The following is a 22,981-nucleotide window of genomic DNA, read 5'->3' as shown; positions in this document are numbered from 1 at the left end:
AAAAGAAAAGGTAATAAGGCTCCACGCCCTATTCTATGGTTAACACTCCCGCGGGGTGTTGGCATGGGGCTGTTTGGAAAGCTGAAGTCCGGACTTAGTTCAGCTTCAAAACACCTCAAAAAGAGGCACTTCAAGATGACCGCGGCGGAGCTTGCGGACAACTGGGATAAGCTAAAGGACGCTGGAAGTGTGTACTTCAGCTTCAAACGGGAAAGCCAGGCGTACGAGATCGACAAAGTCCGCAGGGACGGCGAGGGGAAGTGGGAGAAGATTGAAATCTGGTACTACGAGGAGAGAGGAGACGAGGGGGTCTACGAGAGGGAAAAGGAACGGGTTGACCCAACGTTTGAGGTGTGGATCCACCTGAGCGAGGCGCAGTACGAGAAGCTGGTCGAGAAGCACGGTGATTTTCTCAGGAAGTTCGAGAGGTAGGCAAAGGTGTTGCGTATGGGAAAAAGGGTGGTAACCTTCCTCGTGGTCTTCGCCATAGCATTCATGGTGGTGACCGGTGGGTGTATAGGGCAAACTGAGAGCAACAGCCCAACTTCCTCCCAATCAGAGGAGAGCTCCTCAGTCGGGAGTTACACAACATCATCCGAAAGTCGTCCAACACAGTCGACGTCTCCCGGAAACGGAGTCGGGGGAATCGAGGGACTGTACGGACTCACCCACGTGAAGTACTCGTCTGATGGAACAAAATGGATCTCTGTATGGGTTGATAATGCTCAATGGAGGTCTAATTCACCGGAATTCCACTTCATAACGCCGGAGTCGTCGTGGTTCTACTCCTCTGGGCATCTCTATGCATTTGATTACGGTGGAGAAACCCTCTACAGATACTCAAAAGAAGGCAACCAAACACCATACCCCTGGTTCCTTCTGAAGATGCCTTACGACGGCATTGCCTTCCACAGGGCAGGCCCCGAGGGCGCCATACTGGTTCTCGACAGGGAGGGAAAGCTCCACCTGATAGTTTACGACCAGGATAAGACCGAGAAATGGCCATCCAATGGGTATCCCAAGGTCATCTACTATCCAGAGATCAAACAAGAATTTTCGTGGGATGTTGGTGGCAACCATCTAGCGGCCGGCTGGAACTACGATGAGAACTACATCTACTACGTCACATGGGGTGGAAATAAGGTCTGGATGGTCAGTTTCACCAACTCGGAGCTGGCGGATCTTCTGGATGGGACGGGTGAAAAACCGAAGCTGAAAGCATTTACCTTTGACTCCAATGTAAATGGAGTCATCGTCGGCAATCACGGCATCTACGTATGGGCAGGGGGGAAGCTCCACGCCTTTGATATGGAGGCTGGAAAAGAAGTCTCAGCAACAGATGTTCCCGGTGATGGGAAATACTACCTCGACATCGAACCCAACGAGGATGTCCTCTGCTTCTACGACGGGACTAATGCTGTCATACTCTACCTCTCGAACGGAGAGCTGAACGGCAAGGAAACTGTTAGCATTTCCGGCTACGACTTCGTTGGATACGATAAATACGGAGGGATTATCTTCGCCTTTAAGGGGGTCCAGGTGGACTTCTACGACTATGATCCGGGCCTCTCCGATCTTGAGTATAGGGGGAGCCTGGCCCTTCCGGCAGTAGTTGATACTGGAGATGCTTTCATCTCAACCGATGGAGACGCCTACGCCTACTTCTGGGGCACCGACGGGAGGTATTACGCCGTAAACGGGGAGCTAAGGGAGATAACCGAAACCCAGACGTCCACCCAAACTCCAGGTACGGAGACCAAAACCCAGACTTCTACGAGCACGACTACTCCAGGAACCGGGTCGAGCGTTCTGGAAAATCCCTTCAACGCGGAGGGAATCAACTTCACAAAGAACGGTTACCAGTACTTTGGACTCAAAATGACTCCAAAAGAAGGATACTTTGAGTATTTCCCCTACGGGGATGAGGCCTATCTGTATCAAGTAATCGGGAAGTACGTGCTCAGGATATACCCCTGGGATTCAAACTACTGGGGCGGGCGTTCCTCGACTCCGGAAATAAAGGTCCCCACACCTGACCTTCTTCCGGTGGAGCCAAAAGCATTCTACGGCGTTCCAAACGGGGACGACTACCTGCTCGCCGGTAAGGACGGGAAGCTTCATGTTCTCGTTGGTTACGGGGGCGAGACTGGGGTCAACGGGGTAACCGTTGATACTTTCAAAGCTCACATAGCCTACGATTTCGATGCCGATGGCGTTGTCATCGACAAGACCTATAATGAGTACATAGCCTGGAAAGGCAAAACGCTCAGGGTCTACGCCTATACGGACGATGAACACTATGCCATGGTGGACGAGGGCAAAGAAATCTACGTTACTCCAGCTGTGTACGAACTCCCCGAGAGCATCGTTGAGGTCAACCCATACCTGGACGATGACTTTCTCGTCGTCAGAACGGAGGGAGGGCTCTACCTAATCCCCAAGCCCAACGGTCGCTACGGAGACGATACCCACATTTACCGCATCATGAAGGGTTATGTGGACTTTGTGGGGGGAATACACTACTGGAGAATCTGGGACTTAATAGCCTACAAAGATGGAACGGTTTACCACCTGGAGGTGGACTACGACTCCGATGAGTTCAGCATGAAAGTCACGATTGATGCCAAGGTAGACGTTCCGGGCGTTGTAGGTCTCTACGGTCTGGATTCCCAGGAGCCTTACTTCGCGGTTTTCACCTCAGATGGAAGGCTACTGGTCTACGATTACGTCTGGGACGATGCGGAGAAAGGCTACGTTTTCAAGCTCGTCAAAAGCTACGACTTTGACGTTCCTCTGGTGAGGTTTTACGCGGACTACAGGCCGGAGTGGGGAAGGATTGAGGTACGGGGCACCGACAGGGACGGAACGTTCTACATCATACGGATAAGCGAGCCAAACGCCGGTTAGGCGTTTTCTTTTTGTTTTTAATCCTAGGCACTCATGTTATGATGCCCACTGGAGGTATGGGACTTGAAGCGGGAAAAAACCCTCATGATAATTCTGATAGTTTTCCTCGTTCTGGCCAGCGGATGCACCAGCCCGAACACGGGGACTTCAACGCACTCAGGTTCAGCAATTGAGGGTTCTCATTCCTCGGGAATAGAGACGACTTCCACAGGGACGGGTGAGACTCCAACCACTGCCAGACATCCAACGGGAGTCCAGACGCACAAATTGCTCAACCGAACGGTCGCGATAAACGCCTCACTCGTTCCGGATTCTGTGTGGGAATGCTCCGATAAAGCACCATCAATCATTGAAGGCTATTACAGTGCCGTCAAAAACGAGGAGAACGTTTCGGGCTTCTTCGACCTCTCAGTCGTTGACGAAAGCTCACTAACAGAACTCCACCAAGCCCTCTACAAGGCAGTTGACTTCAAAGATTTGAAGGTTGAGAACGTGGAATGCTTTCCCGTGAGTACAAAGCTTGTGGCGTGCAAGTACCACTATTCAGCGGTCATCACCAAGGAAAATCAGCAGATGAGCATCGAGAGGGACTACGTCACGTTCCTCTCCGGAGATGAGTGCAAGATAGTCTGGACGGAGGCGGAAGGATGAGGCTCGCTCCACTTCTGCTCATGGGACTTTTAGTGCTCTCAATAATCTCAGCACCCATGGCCTACTCAAACAACGGCGGAACTGACCCGGAGAACCTCGACTCCGACGGCGACGGTTTAAGCGACGCCTTCGAGATTGCCCACGGGAGTTTGCCCAATGACCCTGACGGCGACGGCGACGGTTTGAGCGATAAGCTTGAGTTCCTCTATGGGAGCGACCCGATGAGGCCGGACAGCGACGTTGACCGCTTAACGGACGGCGAAGAGGTTCTCAAGTATGGAACGAGTCCCACAAGCTCGGACACGGATGGAGACGGCTTCAAGGACTACGATGAGCTAACGGGAAGGTATCTAGTTCCGGGCGTTGAGAAAGGAGCCCCCAGCGACCCCACAACACCGGACACCGACGGAGACGGATTGGATGACTACTATGAAGCCAGGGTTCTCACGTACCTCTACGGCAAGGATAAGCCGTTTTACACAAACCCTGACTGGGATCATGACGGTATTCTTGACGGAGAGGAGCTGTACCTCTTCGACGGTAGGTATCCAGTAGATGCCCCCTTCTACAACGCCGTGGAACTGCCTTCGCCAAGCTCCCTCTTTAACACCCCCTACTACCTCTGTTTCCTCAGCGAAGACTGCGACGGCGACGGCTTAAGCGACAGGGAAGAGCTGGAACTTGGGACGCTCGTCTACGCGAGGGATACAGATGGAGACGGCCTCTGGGACGGCTGGGAGGCCAAGCTCGGCACAGACCCCTTCAACGAAGATACCGACGGCGATGGGCTGAGCGACCTGGAGGAGGTTATGCCCCGGCTGGTGAATATGGAGCTAACGGGTCAGGTTCCTTTCTGGCTTCCGCAGAATCCCGACGAAGTGAAGGTCTGGGACGGAGCGAGTGAAACGGAGATAAGCCTCTCAAGGTACATTGACTACTACCTCGTTAACTCGGCTGAGTGGAAATACCTCCTCTGCTCACCCGATGAGAAAAGCCTAACCGTCCAGCACGGCCTTCCGGTGGACGTTTTCAGGGGAAAGACCTTCGAGCACGATGGTCAGGTATGCTTCCTCCTCCCCAGCACGGACCCAACAAATCCGGACACCGATGGTGACGGGCTGAGTGACTACGATGAGCTTCACTTTGAATACGTTTACACCACCTACAACAGAAACGACAACTCCACCTCCATCTTTGAGGGAAACCCCATAATCCTCGACCCGACTAATCCCGACACAGACGGCGACGGAATTCCCGACGGAAGCGACCCGGTTCCGGCCCATTACGACTTTGACGGAGATGGCCTGATAGAGGAGAACGCCTGTGCCTTTGCTTTAGACTGTGACAGGGACGGCATGGGTGACAATATTGAAAACCGTTCCAAGACCGACCCAGCCAATCCCGACACAGATGGAGACGGCCTTACCGACTGGGAAGAACAGTTCTGGTACAGCACAAATCCGCTCGTGCAGGACACCGACGGGGACGGCTTCACTGACTTCCAGGAGGTCAAAGCGGGAAGCGACCCCAACAATCCAGACTCAAAGCCCCCTGCACCGCCGTCCGTCAAGAAGCCCGAGTACAAGAAGGTGGACACAGCAATCAAGGAAACGCCGAGGCCAAAGGTCCACAGGCACATCGAGTTCTTCCTTGATGGAAAGAGGATTGAACCCGATGTCTTTATCACGGTGGTTGTGGATAGCGACTCGGCCAGCTTTGAAATAAGGGCCGAACCGATAACGGTGACCCTGCCCAACGGGAACGAAACGGAATACAAGCTCACGAGGGTATCAATAGGCGGAGATGACGGGGACAGGTTGGAAAAAATGAGCGATACGGCATATACACTTAGCTTTTCCAACATCACGGAGATAGGCTTTGCTTTTGTCTCGTTCACCGTGGAGCTTCGCTTCTCCAGCGGGAACGACGAGAAAGTTTACACCTACGAGTTCAACATCGAGGCGAAGTATAAAGCAAAACCCGAAGTCAAGCTCGTGAGTTCCCAGTGGCTCAACAGCACGGACGTTGGGCTTCTCTACTTCGAGTGTCACCACTGCAAGAACGTCACGATAAGCGCGCCGGGAGCACTAATCAACGGAAAACCAAAGAGAACCATTGACTTCGGCTCGACGAGACCGCTGAAGTACTTCTATGCAAGACTCGTTCCAAAGCGCTACGAACTGCCAGGAGAGCAAGATGTTGGTACTATCTACACTAAGTATGAGAACAGCGTCGAGGTTCTCAAAACTGGCAAGGACATAGGTGTCCTCACGGCCAAGATGGTCGAGGCGAGGAGTCTAGGCGCGAAGATAACCTACGGCATGGTGGCTCTGGCGAAGGGTGTGAAAACCATCGTTGGGGGCGTTGAGGCCTTCATTCCAGAGGACGAGAAGATGCTGGAGACGGAAGGGCTTGAAACTCCGGACTCGGTGCGCTTTGACAGGGAAGCATTCGAGGAGGGCCTCCTCGACTGGGTGAAGGAACAGCTCGTTGACAAGACCTTCGACTACGTTACCGAAAAAGCCGTTCAGTACGCCAACGAGGCGGAGATGGAAGCGAGAAGGGAGAAGACGACCTACCACGTAACAGTGAAGGCCTGCAACGAATACTACTGCGAGGTTTACGCCTTCACCGTTCAGGGCTACGGCTACGAGTTCGGGTGAGGTTTTTAACCTCCCCACCTATTCTATTTTGGTGATAACATGGAGAGGGTTGTCGAAATCCTTCGCGAAATACTCGAGATACCCTCGCCAACGGGCTACACGAAGGAAGTTCTTGCCCACATCGAGAAGAAGCTCAACGATGCCGGAATAAAGGCTTACTACACCAACAAAGGCGCCCTAATAGCGGGCAACCATCCAAAGCCCGAGCTTGTCATAGCGGGCCACGTCGACACGCTCGGGGCAATGGTTAAGGGCATTCTTCCGGACGGGCACCTGAGCTTCACAAAAATCGGTGGACTCCTCCTTCCGACCTTCGAGGGCGAGTACTGCACGATTATAACCCGCTCCGGGAAGCGCTATAGGGGAACGCTACTCCTCAAGAACCCGAGCTTTCACGTGAATCGGGAAGCCGGAAAGAAAGAGCGCAAGGAGGAGAACATGTACATCCGCCTCGATGAGCCCGTTGAGAAGAAAGAAGATACAGAGAAGCTCGGAATTAAACCCGGGGACTTCGTAGCCTTCGACCCGAAGTTCGAGTACGTCAACGGCTTCGTCAAGGCGCACTTTTTAGATGACAAGGCGAGCGTCGCGGTCATGATTGACCTCCTCATTGATTTGGCTGATGAGCTTGAAAAACTGCCAGTTGCTTTCTTCTTCTCGCCCTACGAGGAGGTCGGCCACGGCGGTTCAGCTGGCTACCCATCGAGCACTAAAGAACTCCTCGTCGTTGACATGGGCGTCGTTGGTGAAGGCGTTGCCGGAAAGGAGACGGCCGTTTCCATAGCGGCGAAGGACTCAACCGGACCCTATGACTACGAGATGACGACCAAACTGATAGAGCTGGCCGAGAAGAGGGACATACCGCACGTGGTGGATGTGTTCCCCTACTACGGCTCCGATGGAAGCGCCGCCCTCAGGGCCGGCTGGGACTTCAGGGTTGCCTTGATAGGGCCAGGGGTTCACGCCAGCCACGGCATGGAGAGGACGCACGTCAAAGGCCTGATTGCAACGAAGGAACTGATAAAAGCCTACATCGAGGAGAAGTTCGGGCTCTGAGCCGTTGTTTACTTTTCATTCATTTTTAAATCCCCTACAGATTTCCCCAGACACCCAGGAAACGTTAGCATGGCATTTGTTCTGCCGTTTGTCATTCGAATCAAATCACATTCCGGAATTCAAACCAAAATCCGGAGATTGACCATATCTGGGCGTTAAGGTAGCAGATTTGGTTCATTCTACAAACCAAAGGGTTATAATACACACCTTACATAAGCCGGTTATACAAACCCAAGGTCGATAATCGAAAAGCTGGTGGATATTATGCGCACCGAAAGCGGCAATTTTTCAAGGTTTGAAGGATGGAACCTCGACCCCTTTGGGGAGCTTCAGAGGCTCTGGAAGGCCATAACCGATGGGGTCAACCTGGGCGTGCCCCACGTAGTCGGAAGGGCCGCCATTCGGGATGGAAAGATATCGGGCCTCGAGATGGACGTGATACTCCACAGTGAGGAGAAGGAGTACTCCTTCAGGGACGGGAACGACGTGTACTTCATGGTTCCTGCTAAACCAGAGGAAGGGATCGAGGGAATCTACGTTAGAATCCATAGGCTCCTGAGTGATGCGAAATGAAGAGGAAGAGCACCAGCGTGGAGATAGAGGCCCCAAAGGAGGCCGTTGAGGCCGTCCTGAAGGACGCACCCGGGTTCATAACCAACTGGCCCTACGTCGTGAGGGTCAGCATGAAGAACGGCCTGACCGCGGAGATAATGCTTCCCAGGTTCGTTTTCAAGTTCAGAGACCTCTACCGGTTCGATTATCACAGCGACTACAACAGCCACATATACGAAGGTAGCGGCAATAAAAGCCACGTAACCCTTGTAGTAACGCTGAAGGAGTGGCAGAAGAGCGTAAACGCGGTTCTTGAGCTCTCGTATAAAGGAAAAGGCGAGTTCTGGCTTGGGAAGACGCTCCAGGATTTCGTTGACAGAATCGGAAACGTCCTCAAGGAGCTCTCCGAAAACAGGCCGCCGGAGCAGGTACCGGTGGAGCACAGAGAGATCGCGGAGCACGTGGACTTCTCAGATCCAATGAGCGTTGCCAACTTCCTGGCCAAGTCGAGAATGGTTCACAGCGGCCTTCACGTCGTCAGCAGGGGCGGGTTCTTCGATCTCATAGCGGAGCTCAGGGCGGAAGTGAGCGAGAGGGTGATCTACATCTCGGGGATAACCGGGGATGGACTCAAGGCCTTCAAAGTTCTCCTCAGCGGGAGCAGGATAATGGCCATCGAGTACAGGGATCCGGAGGGCGTCCGGGCCGTGAAGGTAAACGGGGAGAACGACGCCAAGCTCGCCGGGGAGATAGCTTCCCGGATAGACGGGGCCTTCACGGTCAACGTCTGGGTTCCAGTTGGGGGTGTCTGAATGATAAGGAACATGAACAGCTACCCGCTCTACGACGACGGGGAGCACAAAGTTTTCTGGCTCGGGATAGAGGAGAGCGAGGACGAGAAGGGGATTCTCACGAACCAGTATCTGGTTGTCGACGGAGGAGAGGCCGCTCTAATAGAGCCCGGAGGCTTCTTCGTCTTTTCCCGCGTACTTAAGAACGTCTCATCGATAGTTCCGCCGACCCAGATAAAGTACCTGCTCTACTCTCACCAGGACCCCGATGTTGTTGCCGGATTGAACCTCTGGTTCGAATACGCCCCGCTGGCGAAGCTCGTAATTTCGGACCTTTGGGTCCGCTTCATTCCGCACCTCGCCGTTCTGAGCGCGGGGAGAACGGTCGGGATCCCGGATAAAGGAGCGGAGTTTAAACTCGGGAATTCCACTATAAGGGCCGTTCCGAGCCACTACCTGCACAGCCCCGGCAACTTCAGCTTCTACGACGAGAAGAGCGGGATCCTCTTCAGCTCGGACATTGGGGCGGCCGCGTTCTCAAAGGACGAGTGGTACCTCTTCGTGGAAGACTTTGACGAACACGTCAGGCACATGGAGGGCTTCCACAGGCGCTACATGAGCTCCACGAAGGCTTTGAAGGCCTGGGTTAGGCACGTCAGGAAGCTGAAGCCGAAGGTCATAGCGCCGCAGCACGGGGCGATCTTCAGGGACGAGAACGTCGGGAAATTCCTCTACTGGCTGGAAAGCCTTGAGGTTGGGATAGACGTTTTCGAGGGGGAGTTCTACGGGGAGTGAATCCCAAAACTTTAAATTTATTTTCGCACAAATTATTTCCATGAGAATAATTCGGAGAAAAATTGAGTTGGAGAGCATTGAAGGACCCGGCTGGAAGATGCTCTATGGAAGGAGAAAAACGGGAAAAACGTTCCTCGTCCAGAACTTCCTGGATTACGACGAGTTCTTCTTCGTCGGAAGGGACGGAACTGTCTACGACAGGGTAAACGGCGGAACCCTAACAGAGGGCGAATTCATTAACCTGTTCCCCAGACTTTTGAAGGGCGGAAACGTGGTTGTGGACGAGTTCCACCGCCTTCCGGATAGGTTCCTCGACCTCCTCCACGCCCACACAGGCACAGGGGAGCTAACACTCATAACCTCAACCCTCTGGCTCGCGCAGAGAACCCTCTTGAGCAGTGAAAGCCCCCTCTTAGGGATAGTCAGGCCGGTTCAGGTTGGATTAATAGACGAGCGCGAAATCATTGTGGAGCTTTCGAGGGAAGTTTCCGGGAAGGAGCTTGTTGAAGCCTCAACCTACCTCAGGGAGCCGCTGCTCGTTCAGATCTACAAAAAACCCATCAGGGAGTTCCTAACGGACTACCTCCACTCCTCTGGAGTCATGGTGAAGGAGCTGATAGGCGAGGCCTTCACCGAAGAGGAGAGGGAGCTGACGGCCATCTACGAGGCTGTAATGAAGGGAGTGGCCGACGGAAAAGAAACCAGCACGGAGCTGTCCTCTCTCCTGTTCTCCCGCGGCCTAATCGAGAAGGACAATCCTGGAGTTCTCCAGAGGTACCTGTCGATTTTGACGGGCATGGGAATACTCCGGAAGATCCCCGTCATCGGAAGGAAGAGGAAGAAGTTCGTCTATCGGCACGCCTCGCCGCTCCTCGACCTCCACTTCTACCTCGAGGCGAAGTACGCCTACACTGAACTCGAGACCCCGGAAGAGTTCGTCAGAAAAGCCGTCAACGAAAAGGTTCCAAGGCACGTGGAAGACTTCATCGAGAGCCTGCTCGCTAAAGTCTACGGCCTCAGGCCGGTTAGGATTGAAAAACCACAGCTTGAGCTCGACGTTGCCCTGGAGGGCTTCAAGAAGCTCGAAATCGTTGGGGAAGTCAAGTGGAAGAACCGCGTTAGGAGGGAGGAGGTGAAAAAGATAGAGGATAAGTTGAGGGAATTCAGCTGCAGAAAGGTTCTAATCGTGCCGAGCGTTGAAGTCCTCGAGAGGGAACCTGAAGGGATCGAGGTTCTAACGCCGGAAGACCTGCTAAAACTGGCAGAGGAGAGCCTTGAAAGAACGTTCAAACCCCAATAGCCCGGACTAGATCAACTAGCTCCCACAGGTTTTCAACGTAGTAGTCGGCCCCATCAACCTTTCCGAAGCGGGTTACGTTGACGGTCCTCAAACCGGCCCTCCTTCCTGCTAGAACGTCGTGGGCGCTGTCCCCCACCATCAAAGCCTCATCCGGCCCCAGGTTGAGCGCCTTCAGGGCCTTCTCGACGAGGTAGGGGCTTGGTTTGACCCCATCGAGGTTGGAGTAGTCCTTGCCGATCACAGCCTCAAAGTACCTTTCCAGCTCGAAGGCGCCGAGTACGAGCCTCGCGTTCTCCTCTGTGGCGTTGCTCACCGCGGCGAGCTTTAGACCCAGTCCCAGGAGCTCTTCGAGGGCATCTACGTCCGGAAAGGGCTTTATCCTGCCCAGCTCGAGCATCTCCTTCCTGTACCTGTGGTTCACGGCGTCTATTATCCTCCACATTTCAACCGGGTCTATTCCAAGGTTCCTCACGTAGGTTCTCGGCAGCTCCCCGGATACCGTCTTCCTGTAGGTCTCGTAGTCTATGGAGATCCCAGCCTTCTCCAGTTCGGGCCTCACCAGTCCCTCAAACCACTCCCTGTGGTCGTACCCCTCGTAGTAGACCAGGGTCTCGTCGACATCGAAGATAAGGCCCCTCAGCATGGGCTCCACCCAAGTCTATCCTTTATCTCCACAGGAAGGCTCTCGTAAATCTCCTTAAGGGCTTTGATAAGCTCAACGAGCTCTTCAGCAGTCAGCGTCGTCGTCTTCGGCCCTATCTCAAGGATCACCGCATCGTACTCCCCCGGCGAGACCTCCTCAAGCTCATCGAGGTGCTCGCTTTTCCTCGGGATGACGTTCACCTCACCTATCATCCGGCTTCCTCTGATGTGAGCCTCCCGCTCCTCGATCAGAATCTCCTTGGGGCAGTCGTACCTCTCGACGAAGATTTTGATGTCAACAACCGGAGTCCCGTCCATCGCGTCTATCCAGTCGATGTAAAGCCTGCTTCCCTCTATGTGGTGGATTCTGACGGTGTAGAGTGCCACCGGGTTCGGTCTGTATGGTGAGCGCGTCGCGAAGACTCCGGTCAAAGGGTTTTTAGGATTGCCGTAGGGGTGGACCTTAAGGACTCTTCTCCTGGCGGGTGTATCGCTCCCGTGGAACCAGAGGATTAGCTTTACCCAATCACCCTCTCGTAGGCCCTCCATTGCCTCCCGAAACTCGGGAAGGATTTCGATGAACGTCTCCTGGAGTTCCTCGTTCTTTCTGATGTATCCAACCGGGACGATCTTGAAGGGCTCGAACTCCATACCGGTACCCCCTGGAAACCCAAAAAGAAGATTGGAAAACTCACGTCCCGTGCTCCCAGCTCTCAAGGTATTTCCTCTGTTCCTCGGTGAGTTCTTCGATTTCAATCCCCATCGAGGCGAGCTTTATCCTCGCGACCATCTCGTCTATCTCCCTCGGCAGGACGTAGACTTTGGGCTCGAGCCTCTCGTGGTTGTCCTTGATGTACTCGGCCGCTTTTGCCTGCAGAGCAAAGCTCATGTCCATTATCTCCGCCGGATGGCCATCGGCCGCCGCTAAGTTTACGAGCCTTCCATCCGCTAAGAGGTAGAGCCTCCTTCCGTCGGCCATCCTGTACTCTCTGATGTTCGGCCTGACCTCGTTTATCTCTACCGCTAAAGCCTCAAGGTCGGGCTTGCTTATCTCGACGTCGAAGTGGCCGGCATTTGCCAAGATAACTCCGTCCTTCATGACCTTGAAGTGCTCTCCCCTTATGCAGTTGATGTCGCCCGTCGAGGTGACGAAGATGTCCCCTATTTTGGCCGCCTCCATCATGTTCATGACGAGGAAGCCGTCCATTCTGGCCTCCAATGCCCTAATCGGATCGACCTCGACGACTATCACCGTAGCGCCGAGGCCCCTCGCGCGCATCGCTATTCCGCGACCGCACCAGCCGTAGCCGACCACAACGACGTTCTTTCCGGCAACGAGCAGATTGGTCGTCCTTATTATGCCGTCCCAGGTTGATTGTCCCGTCCCGTAGCGGTTGTCGAAGAGGTATTTGGTGTAGGAGTCGTTGACCGCTATTATCGGGAACTTGAGCACGCCGTCCTTCTCCATCGCGCGGAGCCTTATAACGCCGGTGGTGGTTTCCTCGCTCGCGCCCCAGATTCCGTCTATGAGTTCCTGCCTCTCACGGTGGACGGTGCTTATCATGTCCGCTCCGTCGTCTATGATTATGTTCGGCCTTATGTCCAAAGCCCTGTGCATGTTCTCGTAGTACTCCTCCCTGCTCTCGCCCCTTACCGCGTAGACCTTGACGCCGGCCTTTGCCAAGGCTGCGACAACGTCGTCCTGCGTGCTTAACGGGTTGCTGGCGGCGGCCGAAACTTCAGCACCCGCGGCCTTAAGCGTCAGAAGGAGGAAGGCCGTCTTCATCTCGAGGTGGAGCGTCGTTGCTATTCTGATACCTTTAAAGGGCTCCCTCTCCTCGAAGTCCTTCCTTATGCTCTGGAGAACCGGCATGAAGCGCGAGACCCAGTCTATCTTCCTCTCGCCGCTGGGGGCGAGGCTCAGATCCTTAACGCAGTAGTCCCTCGTGCAGTCCATCACAATCACCAGAGGCACTAGGGCCCGGGAGGTTAAAAAGTATTTGAACCGACGGAGGAAGGTTTTTATGCTGTTTGGCGTAGCCCCACCGGTGAGGCCATGATAGTGGACCTTTCCCTTCCTTTGGGGGAGGAGACCGAGCTCTACCCCGGGGATCCCCCCGTGAGCATCAAGCCATGGGCCCTGATATGGAGGGACGGCTACTACATGAACGTGATCAAGATGGGGGAGCACACGGGGACTCACGTCGATGCGCCGGCCCACTTCATCCCCAACGGAAAGACCGTCGACGAGATGCCCCTCGAACGGTTCATGGGGAGGGGGATCGTCATAGACGTCAGGGGTGGAGAAGGGGAGGTCAAGCTGGGCGAGATCCCCGATTCCGGCTACTACAACAGGATCGTGCTCTTTCTGACGGGAGGAAGGGAGCTCTCCCCGGAGGTTGCATTATTCCTAGCTGCCGAGGGCGTGAAAGCCGTTGGAACAGACGCCATGAGCATTGGCGATGAGGCCGTCCACACGATACTCCTGAGTGAGGAAGTGCCGATCTTCGAGAACCTGACAAACCTTGAGGCGCTTTTGGGGAAGGAGTTCACGTTTATAGCGTTTCCGCTGAGGATAAAGAACGGCTCCGGCAGTCCGGTGAGGGCAGTAGCGGTTCTTTAGCCCTCTTCGCCCTCCTCCCTCTCAAGGAGCATCTTGAGGGCCTGGGATAGCTTCTCGTTCTTCTCGCGGAGGGAGCGGTTTTCATCCTCAAGCTCAGCCACCTGAGCCTTGAGGCGTTTTATCTCGTTGAGAAGAGGAGTAAGCTTTGACCTGGGAACGTACTCGGCCTTCATCCTTTTGACGATTGCGAGGGCACCTTCCGGAGTGGGTGCGCCCGTTATCTCCATGAGTTCCCTCTCTATCGACGAGAGCGCCCCGGCCTTCTCCTCGTACTCCTTAACCCTCCGCTGAAGCTCGTCTATCTTCCTGTTCAGCTCGTTGCAGCGGGAGAGCTTCTTCTTTAGCTCCTCTATCTCCCTTTCCCTGGCTTTGAGGGCAGCTTTTAGGGGCTCCACCTCCCTTTTGAGCCTGTAGTTCTCGATAACCAGGGATTCGTGCCTCTCCTGCAGCTCCTTAAGGGTCTTCGCCAGGTCGCCGCTTATACCGAGGATAGAGCTCTCGAACTCCCTGAGGCGCTGGTTGACCATCTCCTCAACCCTCTCCTCGATGAGCTGGGCGTAGCGTTTCTCAAGCCTCGCTAGGAGCTCCGCCTGGTTGGCCTCTATCTTCTCCTCGATCTCGTTGATGCGGGGCACGAGGTTGCTTACGCCCTCAACGAAGAGCATCTTCCTCTGGAGGTCGCCGATTGAGTCCTCAAGGGCCTTTATGCGCTTTTCAAGGGCGGCGTTCTTCTCCCTCATCTCGGTCCTGGTGTCCTCTATCTTCCCCTCGAGGATCTCGATCCTCTCCCCGAGAAGGTTCCTCTCGATGTGGAACTCCCTTACAAAAGAGGCGAGGGCCTGGAGGGCCAGGAGGGAGTAATCGTTGAGCTTCTCGGATTCGGGGATTATAGCCTTTACAGTATCCCACTCACGCAGCGTTTTTAACTCCGAGAGTATCTCGGGGTGCCTCTCCCTCAAGTAGTCCCACGTAAGGCTGGATTTTCCCTTGTCGAACATAGTCCCTCGGAGAACTAAAGGGATCCAAAATTTAAATAGGTTTTGTGTAGGCGCTTACCTACGTGTCCAGTAAACGGGAGACAAAGGTTTACGGCAGTTGAGAAGATAGTGGCCGGCGGCGTCCCCGGTTTCCCGCCCCCTCTCGGAGGGCAGTACACCCGGGATCGCTGGCGGGCTTAACTTCCGGGGTCGAAACGAGACCGGGTGTAACCCCGCCGCTATGACCGCCGTACCGATACATACCTGCCGGAGAGGGTTTATAAATTTTGCGGTCGAGGCCACCAAAGCTTTATCAGCCCCGCCGACTACTCCAACCGTATGACGGACCCATACCTAGAGCTCATCGACCTCCTCAGGGAAGAGCTGGAACCCCTCACGCCCGAGAGAAGGGTGAGGGACTTTCAGGTCAGGCTCCAGAGAGCGCCCAACGGTGACGAGATAGAGATCTCTGGCTTTTTGATCCTGAGGAAGCCCCCAAACGCCCCAAACGATGCCGCCTACTACCTCCTCTCCCCCATCAGCCCCGGCGAGCTCAAGGCCCTTCCTCCAAACGCCCCCAGATCCTACGCCGTCCTGAGGATAGACGAGAAGAGCCGCGTCTCCGATGGGTTCCTGTCCGGCTCTTACGTTGAGGTCAAAGGTCTCGTCGACGCGTACCCGTGGGGAAACCTCCGGATGATCAGGGTGCTCTCACTGGAGACAAAGGACTACTCGGAGTACTGGAAGGAGTACCGGGAGATGGCCCTAAAGCCCAGCGAGGTGGAGGAGCTTATATCGACGACCGTCTACACTAACCAGGACTTTCAGCTCGCCCTGACCTACGCCCTCTACGGGAGCCCTCCGGTTCTGGAATCCCCGAGGCAGTGGGGTGAGGGCTACGAGTTCTCGGTGCTCGGGTACAAGGGCAGGGAAAGCGGAGTCACGACCCTCTGGCGCATCCTCAAGTTCATACACTCGGTTCTCCCCCAGGAGCTCAGGTTCAGGAGGGAGAGGAAGGAGAGCATCGCCGATGAGTTCCTCGATCTGGACTTCGTGGCCTTCAACCCCAACAACACCCCCATAAGCTACTACGTGCCCCGCTCCCCTGCCAGGGTTTCAAAGGCCGCCGAAAGGGCCATCCTAGCCAAGAGAACCGTGGGATTGCTCTCACTCCCCAGAAGGGCCCACCCCCTGGACGGGATCATCGGAAAGGCTGAAACCCCGTTCGTCTTCATCCCCGAGGAGGACGAGAGGCCCTACCTCCAGGAAAGCGAAAGGCTCAGGAGGTACGTCCAGAACCTTATCGTGACGATCTTCGTGGAGAGGGAAAGGGTCTCCGCGATATCGGCGTCTGGAGGAGTGGGTGAGTCCTTCAGGGAGAGCTTCGAGGAGTGGCTCATGGAAAAGAGGAGCGAGTACGGGTGGAAGTTTGACGTTCTGACGATTCCTGGAGGGGTTTTTGACGTTGGAACCCGCTACGAGCTCAGCCTGCGCCTCTTTGGGTCGATAGCGAGGCTCGAGGGAAAGGCCAAGAAGGCCCATATCCGGACCGTCAAGCTGATGAACGACGAGATCCTCAACGACTGGATGGCTGTGCTGTCTTCCCTCCCCCAGAGCGAGGTGCAGAGGCTGTTGAGGAACTACAGGGGCTACATGCCCTCCGATAAAAGGGCCGCGAAGGCCCTTGAGATCTTCAGGGATCTCGAATCGACTACGCTCAAGGGGAACGTCAGCAGGGCCGAGTTCGAGGGGGCCCTCGTTAGGGCCGGCTTCGGCAGGGGTGCTGCCTCAGAGATCGTGGATCGCCTTATCAGGGAGGGCTACATCTACGAACCCACCGCGGGAAGGTTGAGGCTTGTAAGGTGAGGCCCATGGGGAGGAAGAGGTTCCTTAGGGAGAGGGAGCAGAGGGAGAAGAAGAGAATAGCCAGGGAGAGGGTTGACACGCTCTTCACGCTGGCGGAGAGGGTCTTCCCCTACGACAGGGATCTGGCCAACAGGTACGTCGAGATAGCGCTGGCGGTTCAGCAGAAGGCCAAGATAAAGCTGCCAAAGAGTTGGAAGAGGAGGTACTGCAAGAGGTGCCACTCCTTCCTGGTTCCGGGAGTCAACGCGAGGGTGAGGCTGAGGAGCAGGCCCTACCCACACGTTGTTATCAAGTGCCTCGAATGCGGCCACATAATGCGCTACCCCTACCTGAGGGAGCAGAAACGGAGGAGGAAGGGACTTTAGTCCTCAACCTCTTCGGCCTTCTCCCTGGCCTCCGCGAGGGCTATCCTCTTGAGGCCCTCCCTGACCTTGGATGTAACGAGCTCGCTTCTGTCATCCAGCTCGGTCAGCTTGACCTTGATGATCTTCCTGAACTTCGGGCTGTGGATGGCTATCTCCGTGAGGGTCTCGACAACGCTGGCCCTCACTATCTCGTCCCTGTCGTACAGGAGGGCAAGGAGCCTCGGAAGGAAAGGAGTTATGTACCTCGAGCTGTTCTCGCCCAGGGCGGATATGAAGTTCAGCGCCGCCAACCTATCAGTCTGATCCGGGGAGTTGAGGAGTGCCACTATGTCCCTGAGCATGTTCCCGAGGAGAACGGGGTTCTGGCGCATGATCTCCTCGAGGACGTAGGCCATGTTTATCTTGATCTTAGGATCGCCTATGCGGTAGTTGGCGAAGAGAACAGGAACGGCGTTCTTAACGAGGTTGGGCTTCAGTTTGGAGAGCGCCCCGATGGCCCTCGCTATCTCCATCGTCAAAGGGACTGCCTCGCTCTTCCTTATCATGACGAGGAGCTTTCTGAGAAGGGGGTCAAAGAGCTCCTCGTACTCCTCAGCCGAGTCCTCAACGGCGTTCATGATGACTATCAGGGAGTTCTTCTGGACTATCCAGAGGTCGTCGTCTAGGTACTTTATGAGCTCCTCGAGGAACTCGCGGTCATAGGAGGCCCTAACCATGAGCTCGTCGAGTCCCTCCCCCGTCGCGAGGGCCTCCCTAAGGTCGATCTCACCCTCAGGAGGCACCCTTACCACCCCCCGCAACAAAGGCTACCAGAATCAGGGCGAAGATCATAAAGATCCCCGGCCCGCAGATGCCGGAGGATGCCTCAACCTTTCCGAGGTCGACGACGTAGAAGTAGGAGCTCCCAGTACCAACCGCCAGAAGGTTCCCGCTGACGGCAAGGCTCCTGACGTAGCCCAGTTCCATGTCCTTCCACAGTGTCTTCCCGCTCTTCGGGTCGAGCACGTAGAGGCCGCCTTCGCTGTAAACTTTTGTAACGTTGCCATCTTTCCTGGTCTCAAACTTTCCAACGCCTACTGCCAGCTTGTCTGACCCATAAGCTAGAATCTTCGCCCTGTATGGGAGCCTCACGTCCCAGAGCTTCTTCCTCTCCTTCAGATCGTAGGCGGCAACCCTACCCCCTTCTTCATCCACCCCCGAGGCGTAGAGGGTGTTCCCTTCAACAAGGAGATCCTCAACGAAGAAAGTGCTCTCGTTCCAGAGAACCTTTCCATCCCTATCTATCATCAGGATGTAACCATCGCTGTTGTTAAAGCCCGTACCAGCTATCGCCTTCCCATTCCAGACCTCGAGATCCCTGACCCACCATCCGGTGTCCACCTTCCACAGGAGCTTTCCGTCCTCGGACACACCGTAGACGGCGCCGAACTGGTAGCCAGCAGAGTAGCCCGACGGCATGCCCGAGCCGACGTATATCACACCGTCGCCGAACCTGATTCTGCTCGGCATCGAGGTGAGGTTCAGGGCCCAGCCGTCGGAACCGTAAACCCCAACGCTCCCGTTGTCGTACAGCCTCGCCTTGAAAACCTCGCCGGAACTGCTGAAGTTTCCGTTCGAGTACCAGATGTCGCCATCGACGCCGTAGACGTAGCCGTCTCTGATAAGGAAATCGTAGAGCTTGTTCCTGACTGGGCTGGTGGCCTTTATGTGGCCGTCCCCGTCAAAGAAGACGAAGCCCGCCAGAGTGCCCGCTAGGACACCGTTTTCTAGGGGGGCGATCTTAACGACGTAGCCTGAATCGTTAACCCAGAGCTTTGAGCCGTTGGTCGAGTACGCGCCCATGAGGCCGAGGTAGTAGACACCTATGAGCTCCTTACCGGCCACCATCCTGTAGTCGCAGGCGGCATAGACGGTCCCGTTCCCAAAGGCAATAGCCTCTATGCTCTTCTGGTACTTCACGTCCTCTCCGATGGAGCCCCTGAAGACAACGGGATCCGTCCCGGCGTAAATGGATGACAGTACAACCGAGAGCACCAGCATTACAACCGCAAGCATTCCAACCTTCCTCATCATTCATCGCTCCCTCCCTCGAGCTTTAGCGACATCTCAGCCAGGGGGGTCGGCTCGACCACCTTCCTTATGCCCACGAGACGTAGGAGACCTTTCCTTATCAACCTGTCGTATATCTCCTCCACCCTCCTAGGATCCATCCTCAGGAGGCCCGGGAGCTCAAGGGGATCCATGCCCGACATCAGGGCCATCAGGACCTCTCTTTCCTCGGCCGAGATCTCCGGAGGAACCAGACCCTTCAAAACCTCCGGGAACTCCCCGGCGATTCCCGGCAGGTAGCCAGCGCCCCCCAGGAAACGGGCCAGGTACCTCAGGACGAAGAGCCTCGTCTTTTTCTCCGGCAGGTGGAGGTAAACCCCCGTTATCCCGAGGGGTGTGTAGCGCTCCAGGAACCACGCCCTCCTCTCCCCCACCGCCTCGACCCTGGCCCGAACGACGGACGGAAAACTGACGACAGGAGAGCCATCGGGACCCACGACTACGAGCCTGCCCCTGCCGACAACCCTGAGGTAACCCCTGCTCCAGAGGGGGGTTCCCCTTCCCCCGTCCCAGAAAAACGCGGGCCGTCCCCGGAGGAGAACCTCGAAGACGGCGTGAACGAAGTCCTCAAACCCCTCCCTGCTGTAGATCAGGGGGTTTCTGCCGGGGGCCATTACGAGAACCTTGCTCTCCTCGAACCTGACGGCGAAGGCCTCCTTAACCCCCAGGTACGACGGAACCCTAAAGCCCAAGTCGCTCACGGACGAGAGCGAGAAGAAGTCCTCCCCCCCGGGGGAGCCGGGCTTCAGGTACCTCACCCTGATGCCGCCGTCGATGGAAAGTTCCGCCTCCCTCCAGCCCCTTTCTCCAGCCGGCGCCTCAGCGGAGAGAAGCATGACCCTAGCGCGGACCCTCCGCTCAGCCCCCAAGGTCAGCCCTCCTGCGCCTTTTCCTAATATACCCCCGCGCCCTCTTAGCCACCCGGGGGTCTGTGGTGAGTTCGCGGAGGAGGCGCTTTGATGGGACGATGTAGACATCTATTGAACCGATGTGCCCGTCGCTTATCGTTCCCCTGAACACCGGCAGGGTCCCCTCACCCATCAGGCCAAGGAGCTTCTCCAGATCACTGACGTTGTCGATGACGAAGGGAACGCTCGGAAGAACCTCCCTCCCGAGAACCCGGGAGAGCCTGGTTGAGAGGGGCCCCACGATGATGTTCCCCATCTCCTTCAGGAGGGAGTTTATGAACGCCCTAGGGTCAGCGGAGTAAAGAAGGTTGAGACCCTTGCTACCTTTGAGGATGTCCTCCCACGCCCGGGAAGAACCTTCGAACTGGAAGGCCACCACCGCCTCGGGGGGGTTACCGAGGGTGAAGCACACGGCGTTGACACCCTCCAGGAGTCCCTCGCGTATGAGAAGGACTGATGGCACAACTCTCACGGAGGAAAGCTTCAGCCTCCCGCTCGGGTCTACGTGGTTAAGGACGTCCTCGAACACGCTCCTGAAAAGAATGTCAAGGCTCCTCCCCAAGCCCATAACCGAGCACCTCCAGAATCTTCAGCGGATCCACAACGGGCACCACCTGCCTCCCTCCGAGCAGGGCCACGCCGCTGTAGATAGTACCTCCCCGGACGAAAGAAGGAGGGAGCACCTTCCTGAGGGGCCTTACAACGATCTCCCTCTTACCCTCCACACCATCGGCGAGTATCAGAACCCGGGCCTTCCCTGCGTCGAATATTACCCCGGCGAGCCTCTCTCCAGGAAAGGCCGTGAAATCCACCAGGTCGTGGAGCATCAGCGCGGGGAGCACCTCACCCCCAACAACTGTTAGGTAGCCGTTTCCGACCTTCCTGACCAGGGCCCTCTCAACCTCGACCTCACCGACAACACCCGGCGAAGGCAGGGCGTAGAGGTTACCCCCAACGTTCAGGAGGTAGGCGAAGAGGACGGACATCTCAAACGGAACGCGGATCGTGAAGGTCGTCCCCACTTCCCTCTCGGTGTCCACCGTGATGCTCCCGTGAACCGACCTCACAGCTTCCCAGACAACGTTTAAGCCTATCCCCCTGCCGGCGTTCTCCGAGACAACCCTCTCACTGCTCATACCCGGAAGGAAGAGCAGGTTCAGAGCTTCTTTTTCCGAAAGCCTCTCGGCAACCTCCGGCGTTACAAGACCCCTCTCAACGGCCCTCTCCTTTATCCGCTCAAGGTCTATCCCCCTGCCGTCGTCGCTTACCGAGACCTCCACGTGGTCGTGGTGCTGTGAGATCGCAATCCTAACGACCCCCCTGCGGGGTTTCCCCTTCCTGATCCTCTCCTCGGGGAGCTCTATTCCATGAACAACGGCGTTCTTAAGTATGTGAACTAGGGCCTCCAGGAGAACCCCAACGACGCCCCTGTCTACCTTCACGTCCTCCCCCTCGACTACGACCTCGACCTCCTTTCCGAGATCCTCGGCGAGCCTCTCCACCGCGGGAATCAGGGGTTCGACGGTTTCCCGCAGGGAGACCATTCTCATGCCCAGGACGGTCGTTCTAAGCTTGGAGAAGGATTCGTCCAGCTTGGAGCTTATCTCCTTGAGCTCCCTGGAATCCGCAACTTCCCTGAGCCAGTCCCTGATCACCATGAGATCCTCGATGGCCGAGAGCAACCTGTCAAGTGCCTCCGGCTTCACCCTAATGGAGTCCTCCCCTTTCGAGGGGGCTATGGTGAGATGCTTCCCCTGGAGTTCCCCCTCTTTAAGGCCCCTCTCAACGCGGGCCTTTACTTCCCCGGGCTCCAGATCCTCCATTATCTCAACCTTCTCGACCTCCACGTGGGCCCGAATCGTTTCCTCCACTTTCCGAGGTTCTTCAGACGTCTCCACGAGAACCTCAAAGGCCCTGCCGTCCAAGAGGATACCGCTCTTAATGTCGCCCTCCGGAGGGTTCACCGAGACGATCCTCCCGAGTTCTTTGATGTCGTCAAGTATAAGGAGAGCCCGTGCAGCCTTAAGAGGAGCCTCCTCCTTGAGGTAAACCCTGACGAGGAGAACCTTCCCCTTCCCTTCACCCTCAGTCACCTCCACGTTCCTGACCCCATCCGAACCCAGGAGAAGGTCCCTGATCCTTACGGGGTCGATGGTTGTACGCACCTTGAATTCAAAGGTCTCGCGGGGTTCTTTTGACCCATCCATTATTTCATCAACGTCCTCCGGCAGCTCAACGATCTCGCCCAGGCTTTGGAGCCTAGAAACTACCGAGAAAAGCCAGGACGGTATCTTGTCCTTAACCCTATCGAAGGTGACGGTCACGAGGTAGACCCTTGGGCCCTCCCCCCGGAGAGAGGAGAAAACCGACCTACCTCCCCTAGACCTCTTGAGGAGGAGCGTGGCCCTGGTCACAAGGTAGTTAAGGTTCGTTTTGCCTTCGTTCCCGGAAGTCTCAATCGAGCGCAGGATGTCCCCGATAATCGCGACGAAACCCTCGAGAACGTCAAGAAAATCCCCCGTTGGCTCAAGCCTCCCATCGGCGGCCATTCCCAAGAGGGTCTCAAGCCAGTGGGCTGCCTTGTTGAGGGTTGAGAAACCAGCCAGGGACGCGAGCCCCTTTATCGTATGCGCCTGACGGAGCATCCCCTCGATGACCGCTCCAACGTCCTCACCAGAAGTCACGCCTTCCCTAAGCTCCCTCATCAATCTCTTGAGCTCTTCAAGCTTGGCGTTCGCCTCCGAGAGGAACTCCTCGAGGTACGGCTGGGAGATGC

At 56.0% G+C, this 22,981-nt stretch carries 21 protein-coding genes and 1 rRNA gene; 12 read left to right on the top strand and 10 right to left on the bottom strand.

The annotated features are described in order from the left end of the window. Positions 1 to 63 precede the first annotated feature (63 nt). The 9 genes from ACZ5AM_RS05005 (at position 64) to ACZ5AM_RS04965 (ending at position 10,715) form a co-directional block, all read left to right on the top strand. The gene (locus ACZ5AM_RS05005; protein ID WP_464915760.1) at positions 64 to 432 is read left to right on the top strand and encodes a hypothetical protein; all 369 of its coding nucleotides are present in this window, start codon (positions 64 to 66) and stop codon (positions 430 to 432) included. A gap of 15 nt (positions 433 to 447) precedes the next feature. Next, the gene (locus ACZ5AM_RS05000; RefSeq protein WP_464915759.1) at positions 448 to 2,907 is read left to right on the top strand and encodes a hypothetical protein; all 2,460 of its coding nucleotides are present in this window, start codon (positions 448 to 450) and stop codon (positions 2,905 to 2,907) included. A 63-nt stretch (positions 2,908 to 2,970) separates the two neighbouring features. Further along, positions 2,971 to 3,558: a hypothetical protein gene (locus tag ACZ5AM_RS04995; protein WP_464915758.1), complete on the top strand. Its 588-nt coding sequence runs from the start codon at positions 2,971 to 2,973 to the stop codon at positions 3,556 to 3,558. After that, on the top strand, positions 3,555 to 6,221 hold the full coding sequence (locus ACZ5AM_RS04990; RefSeq protein ID WP_464915757.1) for a calcium-binding protein: 2,667 nt from the start codon (positions 3,555 to 3,557) through the stop codon (positions 6,219 to 6,221). Before ACZ5AM_RS04995 ends, ACZ5AM_RS04990 begins: the two co-directional genes overlap by 4 nt. A gap of 39 nt (positions 6,222 to 6,260) precedes the next feature. After that, positions 6,261 to 7,277, top strand: a complete 1,017-nt coding sequence (locus tag ACZ5AM_RS04985) for a M42 family metallopeptidase (RefSeq protein WP_464915756.1) — start codon at positions 6,261 to 6,263, stop codon at positions 7,275 to 7,277. 264 nt (positions 7,278 to 7,541) lie between these two features. After that, a complete protein-coding gene (locus ACZ5AM_RS04980) occupies positions 7,542 to 7,850 on the top strand; it encodes a hypothetical protein (RefSeq protein WP_464915755.1) in 309 nt (102 codons plus the stop codon). Continuing rightward, a complete protein-coding gene (locus ACZ5AM_RS04975; RefSeq protein WP_464915754.1) occupies positions 7,847 to 8,641 on the top strand; it encodes a hypothetical protein in 795 nt (264 codons plus the stop codon). Before ACZ5AM_RS04980 ends, ACZ5AM_RS04975 begins: the two co-directional genes overlap by 4 nt. Further along, complete coding sequence (locus ACZ5AM_RS04970; RefSeq protein WP_464915753.1) at positions 8,642 to 9,415, top strand: oxygen-binding di-iron domain-containing protein; 774 nt, start codon at positions 8,642 to 8,644, stop codon at positions 9,413 to 9,415. Between the two features lie 40 nt (positions 9,416 to 9,455). Further along, positions 9,456 to 10,715 carry an ATP-binding protein gene (locus ACZ5AM_RS04965; protein ID WP_464915752.1) on the top strand — a complete coding sequence of 420 codons (1,260 nt, stop codon included), beginning with the start codon at positions 9,456 to 9,458 and terminating at the stop codon, positions 10,713 to 10,715. Here ACZ5AM_RS04965 and ACZ5AM_RS04960 read toward each other — a convergent pair. From ACZ5AM_RS04960 to ACZ5AM_RS04950, 3 genes are read right to left on the bottom strand one after another with little or no spacing between them, the layout of a single operon-like run. Then, positions 10,702 to 11,358: an HAD family hydrolase gene (locus tag ACZ5AM_RS04960; protein ID WP_464915751.1), complete on the bottom strand. Its 657-nt coding sequence runs from the start codon at positions 11,356 to 11,358 to the stop codon at positions 10,702 to 10,704. The two genes, ACZ5AM_RS04965 and ACZ5AM_RS04960, sit on opposite strands and share 14 nt — an antisense overlap. Continuing rightward, positions 11,352 to 12,008 carry a tRNA (N6-threonylcarbamoyladenosine(37)-N6)-methyltransferase TrmO gene (gene tsaA, locus ACZ5AM_RS04955; RefSeq protein WP_464915750.1) on the bottom strand — a complete coding sequence of 219 codons (657 nt, stop codon included), beginning with the start codon at positions 12,006 to 12,008 and terminating at the stop codon, positions 11,352 to 11,354. The genes ACZ5AM_RS04960 and tsaA overlap by 7 nt, the downstream gene beginning before the upstream one ends. A 40-nt stretch (positions 12,009 to 12,048) precedes the next feature. After that, positions 12,049 to 13,314, bottom strand: coding sequence for an adenosylhomocysteinase (locus ACZ5AM_RS04950; protein WP_464915979.1), 1,266 nt, complete (start codon positions 13,312 to 13,314; stop codon positions 12,049 to 12,051). Positions 13,315 to 13,413: 99 nt separating this feature from the next. Here ACZ5AM_RS04950 and ACZ5AM_RS04945 point away from each other — a divergent pair, with 99 nt between their 5' ends. After that, positions 13,414 to 13,980 carry a cyclase family protein gene (locus ACZ5AM_RS04945; protein WP_464915749.1) on the top strand — a complete coding sequence of 189 codons (567 nt, stop codon included), beginning with the start codon at positions 13,414 to 13,416 and terminating at the stop codon, positions 13,978 to 13,980. On the opposite strand, the gene ACZ5AM_RS04940 is transcribed toward ACZ5AM_RS04945, so the two are convergent. Together ACZ5AM_RS04940 and rrf are read right to left on the bottom strand one after the other, a co-directional pair. After that, positions 13,977 to 14,978, bottom strand: a complete 1,002-nt coding sequence (locus ACZ5AM_RS04940) for a hypothetical protein (RefSeq protein WP_464915748.1) — start codon at positions 14,976 to 14,978, stop codon at positions 13,977 to 13,979. The two genes, ACZ5AM_RS04945 and ACZ5AM_RS04940, sit on opposite strands and share 4 nt — an antisense overlap. A 110-nt stretch (positions 14,979 to 15,088) precedes the next feature. Then, positions 15,089 to 15,210 (bottom strand): 5S ribosomal RNA (gene rrf, locus ACZ5AM_RS04935). Between the two features lie 86 nt (positions 15,211 to 15,296). Here rrf and ACZ5AM_RS04930 point away from each other — a divergent pair. Continuing rightward, complete coding sequence (locus tag ACZ5AM_RS04930) at positions 15,297 to 16,823, top strand: hypothetical protein (protein ID WP_464915747.1); 1,527 nt, start codon at positions 15,297 to 15,299, stop codon at positions 16,821 to 16,823. 5 nt (positions 16,824 to 16,828) lie between these two features. Next, positions 16,829 to 17,188: a ribonuclease P protein component 4 gene (locus ACZ5AM_RS04925; RefSeq protein ID WP_464915746.1), complete on the top strand. Its 360-nt coding sequence runs from the start codon at positions 16,829 to 16,831 to the stop codon at positions 17,186 to 17,188. Here the strand turns inward: ACZ5AM_RS04925 and ACZ5AM_RS04920 are convergent. The 5 genes from ACZ5AM_RS04920 to ACZ5AM_RS04900 are packed head-to-tail and all read right to left on the bottom strand — an operon-like array spanning position 17,185 to position 22,910. Then, on the bottom strand, positions 17,185 to 17,904 hold the full coding sequence (locus tag ACZ5AM_RS04920) for a PH0542 domain-containing protein (RefSeq protein ID WP_464915978.1): 720 nt from the start codon (positions 17,902 to 17,904) through the stop codon (positions 17,185 to 17,187). The genes ACZ5AM_RS04925 and ACZ5AM_RS04920 overlap by 4 nt on opposite strands. Positions 17,905 to 17,959: 55 nt before the next feature. Then, positions 17,960 to 19,261: an outer membrane protein assembly factor BamB family protein gene (locus ACZ5AM_RS04915; protein WP_464915745.1), complete on the bottom strand. Its 1,302-nt coding sequence runs from the start codon at positions 19,259 to 19,261 to the stop codon at positions 17,960 to 17,962. Beyond that, entirely contained in the window at positions 19,258 to 20,166 is a 909-nt protein-coding gene (locus ACZ5AM_RS04910; RefSeq protein ID WP_464915744.1) for a hypothetical protein, read from the bottom strand. Before ACZ5AM_RS04910 ends, ACZ5AM_RS04915 begins: the two co-directional genes overlap by 4 nt. Beyond that, the gene (locus ACZ5AM_RS04905) at positions 20,156 to 20,773 is read right to left on the bottom strand and encodes a chemotaxis protein CheC (protein WP_464915743.1); all 618 of its coding nucleotides are present in this window, start codon (positions 20,771 to 20,773) and stop codon (positions 20,156 to 20,158) included. Before ACZ5AM_RS04905 ends, ACZ5AM_RS04910 begins: the two co-directional genes overlap by 11 nt. Next, positions 20,751 to 22,910 (bottom strand): ATP-binding protein, encoded by a 2,160-nt coding sequence (locus ACZ5AM_RS04900; protein WP_464915742.1) that lies wholly within the window; start codon positions 22,908 to 22,910, stop codon positions 20,751 to 20,753. The genes ACZ5AM_RS04905 and ACZ5AM_RS04900 overlap by 23 nt, the downstream gene beginning before the upstream one ends. Positions 22,911 to 22,981 lie beyond the last annotated feature (71 nt).

Source organism: Thermococcus fumicolans (assembly GCF_055386755.1).
This window is presented reverse-complemented; position numbering and strand designations above follow the sequence as displayed.

Excerpts from the sequence above, each read along its gene's own strand:
- ACZ5AM_RS05005 (WP_464915760.1), top strand. The coding sequence starts at position 64 with ATGGGGCTGTTTGGAAAGCTGAAGTCCGGACTTAGTTCAGCTTCAAAA.
- ACZ5AM_RS05000 (WP_464915759.1), top strand. The coding sequence starts at position 448 with ATGGGAAAAAGGGTGGTAACCTTCCTCGTGGTCTTCGCCATAGCATTC.
- ACZ5AM_RS04990 (WP_464915757.1), top strand. The coding sequence starts at position 3,555 with ATGAGGCTCGCTCCACTTCTGCTCATGGGACTTTTAGTGCTCTCAATA.
- ACZ5AM_RS04985 (WP_464915756.1), top strand. The coding sequence starts at position 6,261 with ATGGAGAGGGTTGTCGAAATCCTTCGCGAAATACTCGAGATACCCTCG.
- ACZ5AM_RS04980 (WP_464915755.1), top strand. The coding sequence starts at position 7,542 with ATGCGCACCGAAAGCGGCAATTTTTCAAGGTTTGAAGGATGGAACCTC.
- ACZ5AM_RS04975 (WP_464915754.1), top strand. The coding sequence starts at position 7,847 with ATGAAGAGGAAGAGCACCAGCGTGGAGATAGAGGCCCCAAAGGAGGCC.
- ACZ5AM_RS04970 (WP_464915753.1), top strand. The coding sequence starts at position 8,642 with ATGATAAGGAACATGAACAGCTACCCGCTCTACGACGACGGGGAGCAC.
- ACZ5AM_RS04965 (WP_464915752.1), top strand. The coding sequence starts at position 9,456 with ATGAGAATAATTCGGAGAAAAATTGAGTTGGAGAGCATTGAAGGACCC.
- ACZ5AM_RS04960 (WP_464915751.1), bottom strand. The coding sequence starts at position 11,358 with ATGCTGAGGGGCCTTATCTTCGATGTCGACGAGACCCTGGTCTACTAC.
- tsaA (WP_464915750.1), bottom strand. The coding sequence starts at position 12,008 with ATGGAGTTCGAGCCCTTCAAGATCGTCCCGGTTGGATACATCAGAAAG.
- ACZ5AM_RS04950 (WP_464915979.1), bottom strand. The coding sequence starts at position 13,314 with ATGGACTGCACGAGGGACTACTGCGTTAAGGATCTGAGCCTCGCCCCC.
- ACZ5AM_RS04945 (WP_464915749.1), top strand. The coding sequence starts at position 13,414 with ATGATAGTGGACCTTTCCCTTCCTTTGGGGGAGGAGACCGAGCTCTAC.
- ACZ5AM_RS04940 (WP_464915748.1), bottom strand. The coding sequence starts at position 14,978 with ATGTTCGACAAGGGAAAATCCAGCCTTACGTGGGACTACTTGAGGGAG.
- ACZ5AM_RS04930 (WP_464915747.1), top strand. The coding sequence starts at position 15,297 with ATGACGGACCCATACCTAGAGCTCATCGACCTCCTCAGGGAAGAGCTG.
- ACZ5AM_RS04925 (WP_464915746.1), top strand. The coding sequence starts at position 16,829 with ATGGGGAGGAAGAGGTTCCTTAGGGAGAGGGAGCAGAGGGAGAAGAAG.
- ACZ5AM_RS04920 (WP_464915978.1), bottom strand. The coding sequence starts at position 17,904 with ATGGTTAGGGCCTCCTATGACCGCGAGTTCCTCGAGGAGCTCATAAAG.
- ACZ5AM_RS04915 (WP_464915745.1), bottom strand. The coding sequence starts at position 19,261 with ATGATGAGGAAGGTTGGAATGCTTGCGGTTGTAATGCTGGTGCTCTCG.
- ACZ5AM_RS04905 (WP_464915743.1), bottom strand. The coding sequence starts at position 20,773 with ATGGGCTTGGGGAGGAGCCTTGACATTCTTTTCAGGAGCGTGTTCGAG.
- ACZ5AM_RS04900 (WP_464915742.1), bottom strand. The coding sequence starts at position 22,910 with ATGAGGGAGCTTAGGGAAGGCGTGACTTCTGGTGAGGACGTTGGAGCG.